The sequence below is a fragment of the Methanosarcina soligelidi genome (genome assembly GCF_000744315.1).
Taxonomy (GTDB): Archaea; Halobacteriota; Methanosarcinia; order Methanosarcinales; family Methanosarcinaceae; genus Methanosarcina; species Methanosarcina mazei.
In genome coordinates this window covers 3,067,118-3,087,649 of the sequence record NZ_JQLR01000001.1, presented here as the reverse complement: position 1 = coordinate 3,087,649, position 20,532 = coordinate 3,067,118, and the positions used below count along the sequence as shown (strand labels likewise).

13 protein-coding genes are annotated in these 20,532 nt (G+C 41.6%); 9 read left to right on the top strand and 4 right to left on the bottom strand.

Annotation, left to right across the window (positions count from 1 at the left end; all coding sequences use genetic code 11):
- The first annotated feature begins 123 nt into the window (after nt 1–123).
- Nucleotides 124–3,264 carry a hypothetical protein gene (locus M886_RS17540; RefSeq protein WP_053228899.1) on the top strand — a complete coding sequence of 1,047 codons (3,141 nt, stop codon included), beginning with the start codon at nt 124–126 and terminating at the stop codon, nt 3,262–3,264.
- Nucleotides 3,265–3,659: 395 nt separating this feature from the next.
- On the opposite strand, the gene M886_RS13280 is transcribed toward M886_RS17540, so the two are convergent.
- Complete coding sequence (locus M886_RS13280) at nt 3,660–4,949, bottom strand: hypothetical protein (protein ID WP_200880724.1); 1,290 nt, start codon at nt 4,947–4,949, stop codon at nt 3,660–3,662.
- A 347-nt stretch (nt 4,950–5,296) separates the two neighbouring features.
- Between M886_RS13280 and M886_RS13275 the strand changes: the two genes are divergently transcribed.
- From M886_RS13275 to M886_RS19535, 5 genes are all read left to right on the top strand, one after another.
- Nucleotides 5,297–5,836, top strand: coding sequence for a GNAT family N-acetyltransferase (locus M886_RS13275; RefSeq protein ID WP_152558037.1), 540 nt, complete (start codon nt 5,297–5,299; stop codon nt 5,834–5,836).
- A 719-nt stretch (nt 5,837–6,555) separates the two neighbouring features.
- Nucleotides 6,556–6,885, top strand: a complete 330-nt coding sequence (locus M886_RS13270; RefSeq protein WP_015412905.1) for a carboxymuconolactone decarboxylase family protein — start codon at nt 6,556–6,558, stop codon at nt 6,883–6,885.
- A gap of 1,264 nt (nt 6,886–8,149) precedes the next feature.
- Entirely contained in the window at nt 8,150–9,346 is a 1,197-nt protein-coding gene (locus M886_RS13265) for an aldo/keto reductase (protein WP_048051747.1), read from the top strand.
- Between the two features lie 115 nt (nt 9,347–9,461).
- Entirely contained in the window at nt 9,462–10,658 is a 1,197-nt protein-coding gene (locus M886_RS13260; protein ID WP_048051313.1) for an aldo/keto reductase, read from the top strand.
- A 131-nt stretch (nt 10,659–10,789) separates the two neighbouring features.
- A complete protein-coding gene (locus tag M886_RS19535) occupies nt 10,790–11,041 on the top strand; it encodes an ATP-binding protein (protein ID WP_084685092.1) in 252 nt (83 codons plus the stop codon).
- A gap of 63 nt (nt 11,042–11,104) precedes the next feature.
- Here M886_RS19535 and M886_RS13255 read toward each other — a convergent pair whose 3' ends face one another.
- Nucleotides 11,105–11,671 (bottom strand): flavin reductase family protein, encoded by a 567-nt coding sequence (locus M886_RS13255; protein ID WP_011034818.1) that lies wholly within the window; start codon nt 11,669–11,671, stop codon nt 11,105–11,107.
- Between the two features lie 385 nt (nt 11,672–12,056).
- Here M886_RS13255 and M886_RS13250 point away from each other — a divergent pair, with 385 nt between their 5' ends.
- The 3 genes from M886_RS13250 to M886_RS13240 all read left to right on the top strand — a co-directional run bounded on the left by M886_RS13250 (nt 12,057) and on the right by M886_RS13240 (nt 14,778).
- Entirely contained in the window at nt 12,057–12,668 is a 612-nt protein-coding gene (locus M886_RS13250) for a hypothetical protein (protein WP_048051312.1), read from the top strand.
- 19 nt (nt 12,669–12,687) lie between these two features.
- Nucleotides 12,688–13,194 carry an Ig-like domain-containing protein gene (locus tag M886_RS13245; RefSeq protein WP_011034816.1) on the top strand — a complete coding sequence of 169 codons (507 nt, stop codon included), beginning with the start codon at nt 12,688–12,690 and terminating at the stop codon, nt 13,192–13,194.
- Nucleotides 13,195–13,707: 513 nt separating this feature from the next.
- Nucleotides 13,708–14,778, top strand: coding sequence for a formate--phosphoribosylaminoimidazolecarboxamide ligase (locus M886_RS13240; RefSeq protein WP_048051311.1), 1,071 nt, complete (start codon nt 13,708–13,710; stop codon nt 14,776–14,778).
- Nucleotides 14,779–15,019: 241 nt separating this feature from the next.
- Here the strand turns inward: M886_RS13240 and M886_RS13235 are convergent, their stop codons facing one another.
- Nucleotides 15,020–16,324: an ISNCY family transposase gene (locus tag M886_RS13235; RefSeq protein ID WP_048050816.1), complete on the bottom strand. Its 1,305-nt coding sequence runs from the start codon at nt 16,322–16,324 to the stop codon at nt 15,020–15,022.
- 109 nt (nt 16,325–16,433) lie between these two features.
- Nucleotides 16,434–20,186: a hydantoinase B/oxoprolinase family protein gene (locus M886_RS13230; protein WP_048051310.1), complete on the bottom strand. Its 3,753-nt coding sequence runs from the start codon at nt 20,184–20,186 to the stop codon at nt 16,434–16,436.
- Between the last annotated feature and the right edge of the window lie 346 nt (nt 20,187–20,532).

Sequence of the window (20,532 nt, the reverse complement as noted above, 5' to 3'; positions counted from 1 at the left end):
AAATATAACTTTTAATAAAATTCTTTTCATAAGTCGAGAGTTAGAAATTAAAATACAGAGATAACCGAATTCTGGAAAGAATTCCAGAGAAAGTTAAAAAATTTCGTATTAGGGGTAGAATCGATGGAATTAAACAAAAGAACGGTAATTAGTTGTGGGATTTTTTTCGTTTTACTTTTAATTACCATAGGGAATGCGGCTGCAATTCTGGAGGAGGGTACGGGGACCAGGGTCATTAGCAATGAAGCAGATCAAACGTCTCTGGATATCGATGGAGACAGGATTGTATGGGCAGACAACCGGAATGAGGAAGGTCAGACGTATTATTGGATTCCCGATGGAAACTGGGACATATACATGTACGATCTCTCCACTTCCACGGAAACTCAGATAACCAGCAATAACTCAACGCAGTTAAATCCTGTTATCTATGAGGACAGGATGGTGTGGGAGGACAATAGAAATGGAAACTGGGATATCTACATGTACGACCTCTCCACTTCCATGGAAACCCGGATAACCGCCAACGAATCAAATCAGAGTGAGCCTGCTATTTACGAGGATAAAATAGTGTGGCAGGATGAGCGCAACGGGAACCGGGACATTTATATGTACGACCTTTCCACTTCCACGGAAACCCGGATAACCACAAATGAATCAAATCAGAGTGAGCCTGCTATTTACGGGGACAAAATAGTATGGGTGGACGAAGTACCAACAGATGATCCTGAATTTGTACCTTACCCGTATCTATCCGTATACAACGCAATCTGCGTGTACAATCTTTCCACTTCCACAGAAATTCAGCTTTCTCCCGGAGTGAGGATGTGGAACCCCTCAATCTACGGGAGCAAAATTGTATGGGGAGAAGAAGATTCTGTTGGAAATGAACTCATGATTAATATGTATGACCTCTCCACTTCCAAGGGAGCTTTAATAGCCTATGAAAGAACTGGTTCTGCTGATATCTACGAGGACAGAATAGTGTGGACTCAGGATTTGTGGGATTTGAGAGATCATGTTTTCATGTATAATATTTCCACTTCCACTCAAACCGAGTTGACTGCTGAAGGTGTACATGATGAGGGTTCTGGCCTCTACCCTGCTATTTACGGGGACAGGATTGTTTGGGTACCCCCAAGTGGCGGAATCTACATGTTTACCCTTGCTTCTGCCGGATATCCTGTAGACGACAGTAATAAAGAAGCGGGAACTGAAACGCAGATCACCACAAATGGATGGGATCAGGTCAATCCTTCTATCTATGGAGACAGAATAGTTTGGGAGCAGGATTCTATTAATTCTTATGGATATCCTTCAGGAAACGGGGATATCTACATGTACGATCTCTCCACTCACAAAGAAATCCAGGTCACTGATGAAAGTTCAGATGAAGAATCTCCTGCTATTTACGGGGATAGGGTTGTGTGGACAGACAGTTATAGCGTGTGGATGGACAGTATTAATTGGTGGGTAGAAAATGATAGTATTTGCATTTACAATATTTCTACTTCTAATAAAACCAGAATAACCAATAATAGATGTGACTCTCCTGTTATCTACAAGGACAGAATAGTGTGGGAAGATTTTCATATCTACATATATGATAATTCCACTTCCACAAAAACCCAGATAACCTCCCACCTGCATAATAAGGCTTCTCCTGCGATCTATGAGGACATAATAGTATGGGGAGACGATAGAAATGGGAATGATGACATCTATATGTACGATATTTCTACTTTCACAGAAACCCAGATAACCACCAATAGTTCAAATCAAAGGCTTCCTGCAATCTATGAGGACAGAATAGTATGGGAAGACGACAGAAATGGGAACTGGGACATTTACATGTACAGTCTCTCCAATTCAACGGAAATTCAGATAACTACCAATGAATCCAATCAGGGGTTCCCTGCGATCCATGGAGACAGGATTATATGGGTAGATGATCGCAATGGAAGGCGCAATATTTACATGTACAATCTTTCTACTTCAAGGGAAACTCAGATCACTACAAATGGATCGGTGTATGGGCCATTTATGGATGATCTATGGGTCATATATGGAGGAGGACCTTCTATCTATGGGGATAGAATTGTTTGGGAAGATAGGCGCAATGGAAATTCTGATATCTACATGTTTACCCTCGCTTCATCTGAAGTGCCACCTCTCGATGATAATGAGACTGATGAGGGTAATGGGACAGACAATGAAACTGAGGTTCCTGACAATGACTCAGATAATGGAGATGACACAGGATCAGACAATGAAACCGAAGTTCCGGACAATTGTTCTGAATCAACTCCTCTTGATAGTATAAAGGCTCTCAAGGAATATGTGGAATGTACATATGAATGCCATGAGAAGACCAGAACAGGGCTGGTTTCTCTCCTTGATAAGGCGATGTGCTACTACGAAAAAGGTGAAGATGAAAATGCCATCTGTACGCTTGAGTCTTTCATTCATCTAGCCGAAAAAATGAAGGAATGCAAGAAGATTTCAGCTGATGAAGCAGGTTACATGATAGGTGAAGCACAGAAAATTGTCGACCAGATGGATGAAGGAGATGTAACAGACAATGGCATTGAGGTTTCAGACAATGGCTCCGATAGTGAAGCAGACAATGTAACTGAAGAAGTCTGCGAAGAAACAAAACCAGTTTGTAAACCAGAATGTGAAGAAAATAAACCAGTAGAAAAACCAATCTGCGAAAAACCTAAACCAGAATGTAAAGAAAATAAACCTGTTTTTAAAGAAACAAAACCAGTTTGTAAGCCAGTCTGCGAAAAACCCAAAAAAGTATGTGAAGAACCAAAAAAAGTTAGTAAACCGGCATGCGAAGAAAATAAAGAAGTAAAGAAGACGGTCTGCGAAGAAACCAAACCAGTATGTGATGAATCTAAACCAGTATGCGACGAACCTAAACCAGTTTGTAAGCCAGTCTGTAATTACATTGAAGAAGTAAGTGAAGACGCTGGAGAAGTGAGTGAAGATAAAGAAGAAAGCTCGAATACTGAAGAAGAAGTTTCTGAACCTGGAAAGAAAGAAGAAGTCGTGGTTGAAGAAGTTTCCGAACCTGAAAAAGCAATTTCGGAGCCTGTAAGGAAAGAAGAAGTAAGCCTGAATACTGAAAAAGTAAGTGAAGATGAAGAAGTAGGTGAAGATGAAGAAGTAGGTGAAGATAAAGAAGTAGATGAAGATAAAGAAGTAAGTGAAGATGAAGAAGTAAATGAGGATATCGATCAGATAGTGACAAATTAAGGCTTAGGATTGAAGTTAACACATTCAGGAGGTGATAACAAAAAACCAGCGACCTCATATTCAATCATCATTTTTTTCTTTTTTGATCTATTAAGACCAGGTTCCCGGAATCGTACTCCAAAACTGAAGGAGCTTAAGGAAACAATCTCCACATCCTACAGTTTGAAGACCTTTTCAAGCATAGGGAAGATTCATTCCATTATATTGCTAACAATAGAAAATATAGCCTGTTTACCTTTGTATTCAATAAGCTACATATTCAGCTCTACAGGAAAAAGGATGCCATCTTTACGGACAGCCGTAATCTTTACTGTTGCCTTTCCATTTCGATATAGCTCTCTTACCTGCTTTAAAAGTGTAAATAATACTTTTTTAAAAGTGTAAATAATACTTTTTTAAATATCAGGATGCCAGCGCTCCATATGCATTTTATGGGTTTTCAGATAGGCTCCTTTTTTGTAGAAATGGTCATAAAATTCGAGGTCAAGGTGATGGGCCTGAAGATAAGGCATAACAAAAATGCTCGGGACTGTACCTGGAAACTTCCCAAACCGGTCATAGATATGCTGGGCCTGCAGGGCGACACAGTCCCTGAACTCTTCATTATGGGGCACAGCACTGCTCCGGACTGCCCCTGTATCCTTATAGTAGCCAGGAGTGTCAGGGTTGAAAGGTCCTCCTTTTCCAAACTTCCTTTCGGTAAGGGCATCAACCGCATGGCGCATATCCCTGTAGTGAGGAGGAGTATAGCCCTCAAAAACTCCCGGAAGCCCTGTAGGATTGGGAAGCGCCCATCGGTCATCTGTGTCATACCTGAAGCCAAGCCCGGAAACTTCAGGATTTCCGCTTGCTCCAAGGATTGTAAAAGGGTCTACACCATTAAACATCCAGCCACCAAGTCCCATAGCCTGCAGCATGAGCATGCCTGCATAACAGGCAATAGAGAGCTCTGCAGTTGCTTCCGAAAAAGACCACAGTTCAAGAAAACTCAGGGGCAAAGGGTTTTCCGTATCTACAAGCCCGCTGAACTTTTCAAGCCCTTCTATCTCCTCCCCATGGATATCATCAAAGAAACAGACTCCGTTCTGCGTATAGTAACAGATCCCGGCAAGTACATGCTGCGCCAGGTCTGCCACAGGAATGATCAGGGTAGTTCCGGGATGATTTACCACCCATGTGTTATGAGCTTCAACATAGGGCGTTTCAGGAGGGATTTTCAGCCTGCCCTCTGAAATTTTACGGACTCTTGTCCTGTGAGCTTTAATCAGTTCCTCTGCATCAAAAGTCCCGTTTTCCGAGCGTGATGCGAGTTCAGGAGCATCACGTGTTTCAAAGAAATATACTCCATTATCGTCGGTAAAAAAGAGTTCACTTGTATGAAAGCCGGCAGCGGAAGGAAATGTGCGCCCTCCGGCGCTGCAAGCGTAATTTGAAAGAGCGGGTGCATACCTTTCCCCGCGCATTATAAGGTTATGCCAGCCCGTGTTGCCCGCTGCTGCGGACAGGATAGCCATCTGCTCCCATTCTGTGAGAGGCAGAGGGTGATATTTTGATTTGTACTTAAAGTAGCCGTCCGGTATGGAAGCCCCCATAAAAAAACGGCGTGCTCTTCTTCCAAAAAGTGCGTCCATAAGTCTGAAGTCGAAAGCATCTGTAAAACCCGATGGAATGTTTTCCTTACCCACCTTATATTCCCCCTAAAAGAGATGACAAAATCACTTAAAAAGGTATTCTTGTATAATTAAAGATGAAATACTGCTTGTTTTTGGACAAATTATGGTTTTGCAGGTTCTCTTCATACGAGTTATTAAAATGCAATTAAAGAACATTATATCCATAATTTTATATAATATTAATTATTATTATAAACCAGGGCATCTGAAAAACTCTTTTCATACACTCAGCAGTTTTTAAACCCCCACTCCCAAACCACTCCAAACCCTCAGATGCCCATTCCCCCATGTTTCATGCTCCTACAATCTGAATTCAACTTACCAAAAAGATTATCTTTTAAAAAACCTTAATCTGTTGCATGTCTCCTATCCTTTTTCCTATCGTTACAGAAAGGTTGTCTCTTGTTCCTGCGACTGTTAAACTCTATCTTATGGAACTGCATGACCGCCCTGCTTTTGCTTCAAACCTCAATGCGCGTGTCCCTGAGGAGTGGCCACCTGATCAAATAACTCCTGAAGTGATCGAAGAATTCCTGGGACGGATGAGGACAAAAGATAGAAAAATCTGGAGTTTTTACTGGCTTCTGCACCAGAAAAGTCCTGAACTGCCTGTCCTGATAGGCAGCGGAGGATTTCTTGCTCACGAAAATGGAACCCTTGAGATAGGGTATTCCGTCCTTCCCGATTACCAGAATAATGGATATGCAACGGAGGCTGTACGGTCAATGCGGGAATGGGCACTTTCCAGCCTTGGAAATGACTGCATTATAGCCAATACTTATCCACACCTCAAGTCTTCTATCCGCGTTCTGGAAAAAAACGGTTTTTATCTTAAAGGGAACGGGCCAGAAGAAGGGATTATCACTTATGAATTTAGACCCGAAAAAGGAGGCTCCTGATTCTTTTCTGATCCATTTCCAATCCATTTCCAATCCATTTCCAATCCATTTCCAATCCATTTCCAATCCTTCTTTTCTCATCCATCTCTGATCCTTTTCTAATCCTTTTCTAATCCGTATTTAAAGTTTTACAGACATTTTTTGATTTCAAAATATTTAATAAATGTTGAAGTAAATGGCCTGAAGCGAATCATTTCAAATTGAAAGTGCAGAATGGATACCGCTAAATGTAAAAAATAATTTGAGTACTGCGAAAAATGGCTGAGAAATAGCAGCATAAACTTAATTTTATATATTAATGAGTATTATATACTTATTGGGCATCTGAAAAACTTTTTTAGAATACCCGGTTTTCTATCCCCAATCCCACCTCACCGAAAAACAGATGCCCCCCCTTCTAATCTTATTTTTTGGAATACTTTTTTCTCTGTTAAACCCTTTTTGCACGAATTCTGGCTGTTTTTGCAATCCATTACTTACATTGCTTTTAATTTAATATGCAATATTACATCCTGACTCATTACATCCTGACACATTGCATTCCGACATATTGTATCCTGATATATTTTGTAAGAAAACCGAATTTTTAATAAAAGAAAACAGTAATGAGAAGTAAACAGTAATAATAAGTAAACAGTAATAATAAGTAAACAGTAATAATAAGTAAACAGACTGATATATACAAACAAAAAACATGCCCAAAAGTGTGATCAGGATTTTTGGGTAAAAACCTGAAAGGAGATGATAAATTGTCAGAAAACCCATTGCAGGTTATAATGGATAAGGACCCTGAATTCTTCAAGCTTCTGGAAAGCACGCGCGGACTCGCATTTTCTGAAGGCGGGATGCCAATGAAATATAAACTGCTTATTGCAATGTCGCTTGATGCAGCTAATGGTGCCGTTGACGGTGTAAAAGTCCTTGCAATCCAGGCAATGCAGGCAGGAGCTACAAAAGAAGAAGTTCTGGAAGCATTGAGGATAACTCAGTACATTTTCGGAGTTGGAAGCGTTTACACGGCTGCAAGAGCTTTGAATGACGTCCTATGAAAGTTAATTCAAGCATTCTCAGGTAGTTATTACTGCCTGAGATTTCATTTCATAAAACACCTTTCGTTAATGTAGCATCCGATATGAAAGCCATATTAATCCAGCGGATTAATAAGACAGATTTTTATCTGTCAGAGCAAAAGGATTTAGAAGTTAGATTTTATCTGTTAGATCAGCAGGATTTAGAAGTTAGATTTTTTCTCAGGACATAGAAGTAATTTTATAGCCGCGTTTTACCCTCCTGTTTTCTACAGACGGTCTCCGGATAAAACAAAAACGAAAATTTCACTATTTTTATATGTAATTGCGAACATAATATAATTAACAGGGCATCTGAGAAACTTTTTTCTAGACATATCCCAAACTCATATCCACCTAGACTCAATCCCAAATAACAGGTGCCCTGTTTTTCCCTTGAAAACTTAATTGTGTCCGTTAACAAGTATTTTACTTCCGGGATTTTGCATGTTTATCAGCGTTGATGCATTTTTTTCTGTGAACCAGGAAATCAAACTGCGCGCACCCACCCAACCCTGTCGAGGCTTCCTATAATATTGATAGTAATAAAAAATAATAAAAAAGCAGATAAGACCTTTAAATCAAAAAATAAGGATTTATAATATTAACAAAGGTAATTACAGGACAGCCCGTTAATTACAGGGTATTCGTGGCCCTTTGCGCTCCCGTAGTCATAAATGAGAACATTGATTCTGAACTAAAAACCTTTATTCTAGATATATATCTAAAATAGATTATTAAAATAGGAATCTAATTTTAAGACATTATTATGAGAAATGATAATGGCGGAAATGGGGAAAAGCCGTATTCATTTTTCAGCTAAAAACGACTCTGAAATTAGGTGTACTTTGATTGTCTGAGAACTGAAATCCGTCACTATTTACAAACTTTACATGGAGAGAGAAAAAGGAGGCTTCTCCTGAAAAACACATAACGCCGTTTAGCGGCACATATCTCGTCTTTGTCACCTGAACCTGAATAGAAAAGATGCTGGAAAAATACACGGTAGGAAAGGATCAGATTGGAACTTCTGCCTTCTGGCCGGATATCAGATGGCTGTGAACTTCATCCGGGGCTCATTTTCAAAGATAAGGAGAAAAAAAGGAGAAAGAGAGGGGAAAAAGAGGAAAAAGAGAGAAAAAACGGAAAAAGAAACAAAAAGAAGCGGAAAATAGAAGAAAGAGAGGAGAAAGAGAGAAAAAAGCAGAAAGAGAAACAAAAAGAGAGGGAACAAGGGGGGAAAAGAATACTCTACAGAAGGATGCCTGGGAATGGAGACAGGCTTTCAATACTTGGTTTGGGATGCATGAGGCTTCCTGTAAAAGAAGGAAAGATTGACCGTGAGAGGGCAAAGAGCCAGGTGCAGTATTTAATAGATCACGGGGTAAATTATATTGATACAGCATGGACGTATCATCTTGGAGAAAATGAGCCTTTCCTGGGCAGTGTCCTTGCTGATGGATACCGCGAAAAGGTTAAAATTGCAACAAAACTCCCTTCATGGACTGTGAAAAGCAGGGGAGAGATGGACAGGATTTTAAATTCACAGCTTGAAAGGCTCAGAACCGACCATATCGATTACTATCTCCTTCATAACCTTACAGGGGTGTTATGGGACAAAATGAAAGACCTCGGTGTCCTGGACTTTCTTGAAAGGGCAAAGGCTGACGGGCGTATAATTAATGCAGGTTTTTCGTTCCATGACTCGGTTGAGGACTTTAAAACTATTATCGATGCGTATCCCTGGACTTTCTGCCAGATCCAGTACAATTTCCTGGATGAAAAAAACCAGGCAGGGACAGAAGGGCTTGAATATGCAGCTTCAAAGGGGCTGGGAATTATAGTTATGGAACCCCTGAGGGGAGGAAAGCTCACCACTCTGATGCCATCTGAAATAAAAACAATATGGGAAGAGGCAGAAGTAAATCACACGCCTGCAGAATGGGCTTTACGCTGGGTATGGAACCACCCTGAAATTACTGTTGTGCTCTCGGGAATGAATGAAGAGTCTCATATCGAAGAAAACCTGAGAACAGCAGATGAAGCATATCCGGACTCCATGACTGAGAAAGAACTCCAGCTTATAAGCAGGGTTGAACAGAAATACCGAACACTTATGAATACAGGATGTACGGGCTGCAGATACTGTATGCCCTGCACCTCCGGAGTTGATATCCCTACCTGTTTTGAAGTGTACGACAACCTTTACCTTTCGGGAAACGAAAATGAAGGAAAGTTGATGTATGCGGCAAAAGCAGGCGGAATAATAAGAGGTGATATTCCCGGATACGCTTCACGATGTATACAGTGTAAGGAGTGCCTTGAAAAATGTCCGCAGCACCTGAATATACCAGAACTGCTTAAAGTTGTTGCAGACAAATTTGAGGGACCTGATCTGGAAACGTGGAAAGCTGCTGCAAAACAGACTTTCAGAGTAGAGTGAAGGTTAAAAAGGATTACTTATTTAAAGACCAGGGAAAGATTAAGATCCAGACTCATTTAAAAATTAGAAGCCTTTTAAAAGCAGAGAAACAACTTAAAACGGTAAGGTGCCGGAAATGCTGTACAGAAAAATGCCAGGAAACGGAGACGAACTTTCAATACTCGGATTCGGATGCATGCGTCTCCCTCTCAAAGAAGGGAAAATAAATGAAGAAAAAGCCAGACAGCAGCTCCGGGATGCAATCGATCACGGGGTAAACTATATTGATACAGCCTGGCCTTACCATATGGGAGAAAGCGAGCCTTTCCTGGGCAGTGTCCTTGCTGATGGATACCGCGAAAAGGTTAAAATTGCAACAAAACTGCCCTCATGGTCCGTTAAAGGCAGGGAAGACATGGACAGGTTCCTCAATGCCCAGCTTGAAAGGCTCAATACGGACTATATAGACTATTACCTTGTCCACGGGCTTGTGGGAGCACTGTGGGATAAGATGGAAAAGCTTGACATTCTCAGTTTTCTTGACAGGGCAAAAGCTGATGGACGCATAATCAATGCGGGCTTTTCTTTCCATGGATCAATTAAAGATTTCAAGAGGATCGTGGATTCCTATCCCTGGACTTTCTGCCAGATCCAGTACAATTTCCTGGATGAAAAGAACCAGGCAGGGACAGAAGGGCTTGAATATGCAGCTTCAAAAGGGCTGGGAGTTATAATTATGGAACCCCTGAGGGGAGGCAAGCTGACAGATCCTGTGCCTTCTGAAATCCAGGACATCTGGAATGAAGCAGAGATAAAACGCACGCCTGCAGAATGGGCTCTCCGCTGGATATGGAACCGCCCTGAAGTTACTGTCGTGCTCTCAGGAATGAATGAAGAGGCACACATAGGAGAAAACCTGAAAATAGCAGGTGAAGCTTATCCGCACTCGCTGAAAGAATCTGAACTGCAGCTTGTTAAAAAAGTGGAGCAGAAATACCGCAAGCTTATGAAAACAGGATGTACAGGCTGCAGATACTGTATCCCCTGCCCTTCAGGGGTAGATATTCCAGGCTGTTTTGAGATCTACGATAATTATTATCTCTCAGGAAACGAGAAAGAAGCAAAACTCATGTATGCGGCAAAACCCGGAGGAATAATAAGAGGTGATGTTCCGGGATATGCCTCACAGTGTGTGCAATGCGGGCAGTGTGTAGAAAAATGTCCGCAACAGCTGGATATACCTTCTTTCCTTGAAGCCGTTAAAGAAGAATTTGAAGGTAAAAATTTTAAAGGGTGGAAAGTTATCGCAAAAAAGTCTTTTGGAAAAGAGTAAAAACAGCCATCTACCAGCTCTTTGTTTATCTTTTTTATCCGATGGCTTTCTTCATGACCCGAATCGTTCAGGCTGTTTTTGACACTGGTCCTTAACTGACATGCTAATCTCCTGAAGCTTATCAATGCCAGATTCACAGACATAGAAGCAGAAACTACTGTAAGGAATACAGGTATAGGGATGTCAAAGAGGAAACCAGGAAGGTCTTTCAGCCTTTTACACAGCTTGAAAACCCCGAATATAGGGATCAGACAGGGGCAGGACCCGGGATTTCTCCTGTCAAGAAGTTTGTGGAAATGCATGCAGGCAGAATCCGGGTTGAGAGCGAGCCTGGCAGGGGAAGCAGGTTTATTTTCACCATCCCGCTTAACCTGAGCAACTGACTCCCTGCATGGTCCTGCCCCTGAAATAATCCTGCCGTAAAGATAATATCTATTTTAAAAGGTTCAGGACATTTTGCCTATATAAAACGCTTTTCCGAGATTTCTACCAATACTGTAGTAGCTTTTATTTCCTGTCCCGTATATAACAGGTTTTATTCTTTCGATATCAGGATTCCCGTTTTCGTCAAGTACATATTCTTCTGCCTTTATGTCCATGATCTCTCCTACAAACATGGTGTGAAGCCCAACTTCAAGGCTGTGGAGAAGTTTGCACTCAAGTACTACCGGAAATTCTCCTACATACGGGGCTGGAACAAGCTCGCTCCTTACCGGCGTCAGAGAGGCGCACTCAAACTTATTTTCATCCTTCCCGCTTGCAATGCCGAAATAATCAGCCTCCCTCACAAAAACTTCAGATGGAATGCTTACAGTGAACGCCTTATTCTCAACAATGCCGGCATAACTGTAGGTAGCTTTTCTTAAAGAGACGCTGATGCACGGAGGGTTCGAACAGCAGATCCCTGCCCAAGCTACAGTCATAGCATTGGGTTTTCCATTCATGTCATAGGTACCGACAACCCATGCAGGGGTCGGAAAAGCAAGTGGTTTTGCTCCGATCGATTGTTTCATGGTTAAAGCCTCTATTTGAGAATACAGAATGCTTTCGTGAAATAACTTTACAGGACTTTATTACTGCCTTTATCTTTTTATTTTTACCTGAATTTTTTACTCCGGATTTCGGGGAAATTTAAAAACTCCGGTTATCCAGGTTAAGTTTCCATTAAGATAGTTTTCAATAAGATATGGTGCCTTTTCAATTAATCTCCGGGATTATTTGTTAGAGATATTATGTAATGAAACGCATGTCAATTAGAATTTATTATAGAAATTATATGGTTGCCGTTATATATTATGTGAGATATAGGATAAATACCGAAGTATTGGAATAATTGCTCTTCTATCCGGAGGATGATTAAAAGGGGATTCTTCGGTCAGGAAAATTCGGGGGTATAAAATGTTAAGCAAATACGGTAAGCTGTTGCTGGGCGCGTATATCCTGAAAAAGTTCATTTCTGAAGACTCTAACCAGGTTTCCGAGCAAAAAACGAATGGAATAATGAGCAGGTGCGGGAAGTTGATTCTGGCCACCTATCTGGTAAACTGGCTAAAGTCAGGAAAGCACTACGGAACCAGAGAGCATGAAGAGAGCACTGGAGGATTGCTGCATAAACATGGAAAGTTAATGCTTACTACTTATGCTGTAAAAAAGCTAAAACCAAAAAAATCAGAGAAGGAGGCAGAAAAACCTGATCTGGGTATGAAATCGCCTGTTCATGGCAGCTTGTCTTTACTGCACAGAGCGAAAAAATACGGGAAATGGGCACTTGGAGTATACCTCCTTAGAAAGTTTAAACATCCAGAGCCAGCAGCTAAGATTAAAGAAGTAGTTGATAAAGAAGCACATGAAGAAGGTAAGGGACCATCCATGATCACATTCAACAGAATAGTAGTAGGCGTACTTGCCGGTGTTACTGCTATAGTGGGCGCACTTGCAGGTGTTACTGCTATATATGCGATTAAAAAATACAGGGCCAAACACTGCGGACACAAATCTGGTGTGGAATAAATACTCCGGGGGCCCGGAAATGAGAAGAAACTGGTATAAAGTACTGGTGTATGCCTTTGCAGGGACCGCACTTTTTTGTATAGTTAAAAAGTACGTGCATGACAGGTCTTTCTATCCCGCGTTGAAAACTATTCCAGTACCTTTCAAACGCGGGCCCGCACCTCCTGCAGTAAAAGCAATTTATCCTGACAGGCAGACTTTTGCTTACAGGCGTGACTCTCCTATCTGGATTGAGTTTGACATGCCTATGAATAACGCAACAATTACGAATGACACCGTAATAGTAAAAAGTTCCGCATCAGAAAAACCTGTGGACGGGATTCTGGACGCAGGGTCGAGAATGCTGATGTTCCGTCCCTATAACGAATATCCTATGGATGAAAACGGAGCCGAGATAACAATAACTCTGCTTGGCAGTGAAACAGGATCAGGGTTTATAATGGATGAGAGGGGAATTGCTCTGGACGGCAATAAAGATGGGAAAGCCGGAGGAGACTTTGTATATACTTACAGGATCGTGAGATAAAATAAGATGAAACATCACACCCGTTAAATCATCCCTGATTTCTGAAAAACGGTTCAATTCCCCCCGCATTTATTCATTCTTTTTTACCTTAAATTTTTCTTGAATCAAGATTTACTGCTTATCCTTTATCATTATTTGTTTTATATGTTTATTCTTTATCTTCATGTATTTTTTATGCTTATCCGTTATCTTCATGTATTTTTTATATTTATCCTTTTATCTTCATTCATTTTTTATGCTTATCCTTATATTCTCTATTTATCGACCGGTATTTTTTCAAGCCTTTGTTCTCTATTTATCACTCTCTTTATTTCATATTTTTTTATTTTTCATCCATCACTCTCTATTATTCATATCTTTTTATCCTCTCTTTTACTTGTCATTTCCGTCCAATACCTTCTATAGAGAACCTTTTTATTGATCCAGCACAGATGCATTACCGGTTATACACTGGCACCAAATATTAATCTTAAAAGCGACTTAATACCAATCTAAATATTCGCCGGAGCAATTATGATCACAAAACAGCAGGTTCTTGAATTTCTGAAAGATTACGACTTGGATAACATTACCATTGCAACAATCTGTTCTCACTCAAGCCTCCAGATCTTTGACGGGGCGAGAAAAGAAGGTTTCAGGACTCTCGGGATCTGCGTTGGCAAACCTCCCAAATTCTATGATGCGTTTCCCAGGGCAAAACCTGATGAATACCTTGTTCTCGAGAATTACGAAGACCTGATTAACAGGGCTGAGGAACTCAGAAAGAAAAATACTATCATAATCCCCCATAGTTCACTTATTTATTATTTTGGCAGGGAAAATTTCACCGGAATGGAAGTACCCACTTTCGGAAACAGGACTTCAATAGAATGGGAATCTGACAGGGATAAAGAAAGCAGGTGGTTCCTTGGAGCAGGCATTCACATGCCCAAAAAAATAGATGATCCTCATGATATCAAAGGGCCTGTAATGGTTGAGTATGAAGGAGCAAAAGGAGGAAAAGGCTTCTTTGTTGCAAAGAATTACAAGGAATTCAGTGAGCTTGTAGACCACACTCAAAAGTATACAATTCATGAATACATCAACGGGACCCGCTACGACCTCCATTATTTCTATTCCCCGATCCGGAACGACGGATATACCCTGAGCAAAGGCAGCCTTGAGCTCCTGAGCATGGACCGCAGGGTAGAATCCAACGCAGATGAGATTTTCAGGCTCGGCTCCCCGAGAGAACTTATAGAGTCAGGAATCTGCCCGACATATGTACTTACAGGAAATGTTCCCCTCGTTGCAAGAGAATCAATTCTGTCGCGCATCTTTTCCCTTGGAGAACAGGTAGTCGAAGAGTCTCTTGCCCTTTTCGGAGGGATTACAGGAGCGTTCTGTATCGAAGCAGTTATTACGGACTCGCTTGATATCAAAGTCTTCGAACTTTCAAGCAGGATCGTGTCAGGAACAAACCTTTACATTTCAGGTTCCCCTTACTCTGACCTCATGCAGAAACGCCTTTCCACAGGACGGAGAATAGCCCTGGAAATTAAAGAGGCAGCAAAGTCAAACCAGCTGGATAAAATACTGTCATAAAAATTAAAAATCAATTAAAACGACACAATTTCATAATTTAGTGATTTCTCATTTTTTTCTTCCTTAAATCTTCACTTTTCTCTGCTAACTGCCCAAATAAACTGTAATATTCCTTGAGAAACAATTTCTTTGGCATGAATGCCAAAGAATTCTTTTATTCCTTTAACTTTTCACTTTATTTTTTGCCTAAAATCGATACGCTCCGCTACATAATCCTTAACTCCTCTCTCAAACTAGATTACTAAAGCTTAAATGGATTAAATAATCTGAACAATTCCAGAAATGACTTTTGTGGTTTCTTGAGCAAATTTAATCTTCTCATTTGAGTAAGTTTAATCTGGTTCCCAATTCCTTTATCAGTCCTGAACTGCTTCTTGTTATCAGTTTTTAGACTTTTAGAATAATAGCTTTCTATAGGGTTATTTGTCGCTGGCGCTCCTGGAAGATAATGGAACAAAGTAAGATTTAACCAGTGTTTATTGATCATCCATAATCGTTTTTGAATCGTTTGATCGTATGTTCTTATATTTTCCATTAATTTATCGAAGTTATCTCTTGCTTTTTCAAGACTATTAAGTGGAAGATTTTCCTTTTTTCGTCTTCTTTCAAGCTTTAATTTACGTCTAAATTGGTTAAATTCCTTTTTTGCTTTTTTACTCCATTCTTGATGTTTTTCTTCATTATTAATTACGTTGAGTTCTTCAGATTGAAGTTCTTCCAAAAATTTAATTTCATTCTCTCGATTGTAAAATATATTCAATAACCTGTACTTCAATAGTTCCTGTTCAATCGTTGTATTCTTTGGGAAATCACTAACTATAAGCTTGTTTAAGTGCATCAAACAATATTGATGAACTAACTTATCTCCAAAAATTTCCTTTAATATATCAGGATATCTCTTATCAAAATCCGTAACGATAAATACAGGTTCTGATGCATCAAGATTTTTCCGTAGAAATTCCTTGATTGTTTCTGGACTCTTATCATCAAAAAGGTCATCTGCTATTGTTGTTTGAGTTTTTGCGTCCAGTAAGGTTAAACGGTATTTCTGACATCGTCCTTCTTTTGGATGCTGTTCGTCATAATGCACCATATGTATATTTTCTGAATATGGAACAGTTTCCTTTTCCATTCCATTGTAGAATGCTCTTAAGACAGTGCTTTTTGATCTTGGAAAAATGAAACCCATTACATCAGAAATTCCATCGTATGAAACGTTATGGTATCTGAGTAACTTGAAGAAATTATTGAATGAATCAAAAAGTAAAGTCTTCAAATCTTCCCAAAAACTATGATCTTCTTCGTGTGTACTACCACAATTTGAGCATTTATATCGACCAATGATGATTTCTCCAAGACCTTGTTTGGTATGGGGATTATAGCCATTATGAACCATTGGAGTACTACAAATAGAACAGATTGGAGGAATTTTTCTACGAAAAATTCCTCGTGTAGTATATTCATAATCGTTTCCAAAACAACCAAAAACGTCTAAAAGAGCAGGGAGCTCCGAAAAGTTATTAAGAGTAAGGTTTATAGTTACCATTGTTTGTGCCGTAACATCATTACATAATTATAGAATTATAATTTTGTGTAGTGATGTTATACTTACTTTTATCACTAGATTTTGGAACTGAGTCATTAAAACGTTTTTATTATTTTTCAGGCCTGAAGTTTTCAGGTCTGCCATACCCTCCACCACCCGGCGTCTCAATCACAAACACGTCCTCGCTTTTCAGCTTTAACTCCGCCTTTCCTCCAGCTTCGATAACCCTGCCATCCCTGCGGATAAGAGTATTCTTTCCGCATTTTCCGGGCATACCGCCTTTGAGCCCGAAAGGAGGGAATTTCCTGTGGCTTGAAAGGATAGCTGCATCCATATCTTTCAAAAACCTGAACTTTCTGACAACTCCGTTCCCACCCCTGAATTCGCCTTCTCCTCCGCTCCCCTGCCGGATGGAAAACTCTTCGAGCAAAACCGGAAACCGCGTTTCAAGGACCTCAGGGTCTGTTATTCTGGAATTGGTCATATGGGTATGGACAGCATCAGTTCCTGAAAAACCCGGACCGGCTCCGGAACCTCCGCATATAGTCTCATAGTACTGGAAATCAGCATTACCGAAGGTGAAATTGTTCATAGTGCCCTGGGAAGCTGCAAGGCTTCCGAGAGCTCCGAAAATAGCGTCAACAATGTACTGCGAAGTCTCAACATTTCCGGCAACAACGGATGCTGGAGGCTCAGGCTTCAGCATGGAACCTTCAGGAATTATAATTTCAAGCGGCCTTAAACAGCCTGCATTCAGAGGGATATCACTTTTCACAAGAGTCCTGAACGCATAGAGGACAGCAGCCAGGCAGACAGAGGCAGGAGCATTGAAATTACTCGGGAGCTGAGAAGATGTCCCGGAAAAATCGATCTTTGCATTCCGGTTTTCACGGTCGATTTTAACCTTCACTTTAATTGCGTTTCCGTCATCAAGAGGATACGTAAATTCCCCGTCCTCAAGCCTGTCAATAACCCTTCTGACAGCTTCTTCCGCATTGTCCTGAACATGGCCCATATAGGCCTCCACAGTCTCAAGGGAAAATTCCTCTACCATCCTGTGCAGTTCCTGAAGCCCTTTTTCATTTGCAGCTACCTGTGCCCTTATGTCAGCAACGTTCTGGTCAGGGTTCCTTGCAGGATATTTGCCCGAACCGAGCCATAACCTTAATTTTTCTTCGAGAAACCTTCCCTGTTCAACTATTTTCATGCCTTCGCTGAGCACACCTTCTTCTTCGATTGTCCTGCTGTCAGGAGGCATGGAACCCGGAGTAACTCCTCCTACATCAGCATGGTGACCCCGGGAAGCAAGGTAAAAAAGAATCTCTCCTAAATTGCCTGACATGGGAGTAACAACCGTGAGGTCAGGCAGATGGGTCCCTCCATGATAGGGAGAATTGATGAGGTACACGTCTCCTGCAGTCATTTCCACAGAGCGCGCCCGGATAAGATACTTCACGCACTCGCCCATGGAACCCAGGTGCACAGGGATGTGGGGGGCATTTGCTATCAGGTTTCCTTTGCCGTCAAAAATCGCACAGGAAAAATCCAGCCTCTCCTTTATGTTCACGGAATGAGCCGTGTTCTGCAGGGTGTAGCCCATCTGTTCTGCTACGGACATAAACCTGTTATTGAAAATCTCAAGCATCACAGGGTCAGCCTCTGTCCCTATAGCTGTTCTGGCAGGAAGCGGAATTCTACGGGTAAGAAGAAGGTGGTTTCGAGCGGTGATTTCACCCTGCCAGCCAGGTTCGATTATAATGGTAGTGTTTTTTTCGGTAAGAATTGCAGGTCCGTTTATGCAGGCTCCGGGTTTGAGAGTTTCCATATCAAAAACCGGGGTTCCATACAACCCTCCGTAGCTGTACATCCGAACCCTGGAGACAGGCGAAGGTACTGTATTTTTGTCAGGTTCAAGCAGGGGGTCAGAGGCTCTCTCGGTTACCCCGACAATTTCTACAGATGCAGCTTCTACAACAATGGGCTTATCTTCCATTATAAATCCGAAGCGTTTTTTATGGGCTTCCTCAAAGCCAGACCTGAGAGATTCGGCGCTGTCTGCAAAGTCCACAGAGAGCTGGGTGTCCGAACCTGCATATCGCATATGTGCCCTGTAAATCACATTTATGCAGTCCTCATGAACCCCCTGTTCAAGCATGGAAAACCTACCTTCACTTTCAAGCCCTGAAAAAACAGATTTTAATTCATCTACCAGCTCTTTAGACAGTTCAGCCCCGATATACTGTTCTTTTATCAGTCTCTGGTCTGCAAGCCCCATACCGTATGCAGAAAGGACTCCTGCATAGGGATGAATGAAAATACTTTTGATCCCGAGAGCATCTGCCACCCTGCACGCATGCTGAGCTCCAGCTCCCCCAAAGCAGCAGAGTGTGTATTCTTTTACATTATACCCCCGCTGAACCGAGATTTTCTTGATTGCGTTTGCCATATTCTCGACTGCTACGGAAAGAAAACCTTCTGCTGCCTGTTCAGGGCTCAGGGTATTCCCGTTTGCAGAAACTGTTTCAGCAAGCTCTTCAAATTTTCTGCGCACAATTTCGGAATCCAGAGGCTGGTTTGCCTCTGAGCCAAAAATCCTGGGAAAAAAATCGGGCTGCAGTTTTCCAAGCATAAGGTTGCAGTCCGTGACCGTAAGAGGACCGCCTTTCCTGTAACAGGCTGGGCCCGGGTCCGAGCCTGCAGAATCAGGTCCTACCCTGAACCTTCCCCCTTCGTAGTGGAGAATCGAGCCCCCGCCTGCTGCAACCGTATGAATTCTCATCATGGGAGAGCGAAGGCGCACACCTGCAACCTCTGTTTCGAGGCTGCGTTCGTATTCCCCGCTGTACTGGGCTACATCGGTAGATGTTCCTCCCATGTCAAAGGTAATTATCTTTTTTGCCCCCGCCATTTCCGATGTTGCAACTGCCCCAACTATTCCCCCGGCAGGTCCCGAAAGTATGCAGTCTTTACCCTGAAAAATTCCCGAGTCTATAAGCCCGCCGCTTGACTGCATGAACATGAGTTTTGGACCATTTACAGCACTGTATTTCATTTCACTAACTTCTTCAGGGTTGCCGAGAGTTTTCCTTTCTTCCTTTCTTCCTCTTTCTTCCTTTCTTCCTCTTTCTTCCTTTCTTCCTCTTTCTTCCTTTCTTCCTTTTTCTTGCAGGCTATCTTCTAACATATCAACATACCTGCGCAGCACCGGAGAGAGATAAGCATCAACAACTGCTGTTTCCCCTCTGCTCACGAATTTTATTAGCGGGCTTGCCTGATGGGACAGGGATATCTGTGTAAAACCGATTTCTGTGGCAAGCCTGCCGAGCATAAGCTCATGTTCCGGATACCGGTAGGAATGCATAAGGATGACCGCAGCAGAACGGATGCCGGCTTTATAAACTTCTTCAAGCTCTTTTTTAGCACTCTCAAGGTCCAGGGGCACAATCTCTTCCCCGTCTGCGCTATACCTGCCGGAAACTTCGATAACCCTCTCATAAAGCTGGTCAGGAAGTTCGATTTTCTGCGCAAAAATGTCCGGACGGTTCTGGTACCCTATTCTGAGAGCATCTCCAAACCCCCGGGTTATAACAAGAACAGTGCGCTCTCCTTTTCTTTCAAGAAGAGCATTCGTGCCCACGGTTGTGCCCATTTTTATGGCTTCAACTTCTTCCGAAGGAAAAGGGGCGTTTTGAGGCAGCCTAAGGATCTGGCGGATCCCGTGCATGGCTGCGTCTTCGTAATGAGAAGGGTCTTCGGAAAGGAGCTTGTGTGTGATCAGTTTTCCATCAGGGCTGCGGGCTACGATATCTGTGAATGTGCCTCCGCGGTCTATCCAGAACTGCCATCGGGCTTTGGGGGACATGAAGGGAATAACTGTAGAGGTGGTATTAATTATTAATCGGAATTTTTGAGGTTCGGGCTTGATTTCCGTAGAAGGTCGAACTTATTTTCAAAAAGAATATAAAGAGAATAAATCTTGATCGTGAGATTCAAATAAAAATAAAAAGCTTTTGGAGTTAAAGTGTGATGAAAAAGTAAGAAAATTGAAAATTTCTCTGATAAATCAGGTGTGAAAAAAGGATTTTGAAGGGATATTTAAAATCTGTCGGCGTAAGACAAATTTTGAGATAAAACATCCTTTTGCTATCAGCAAAAAAGATATTAACGATCTCTCGCGGACCCTTCTTTGCTGATAAAAAAAGGATTTT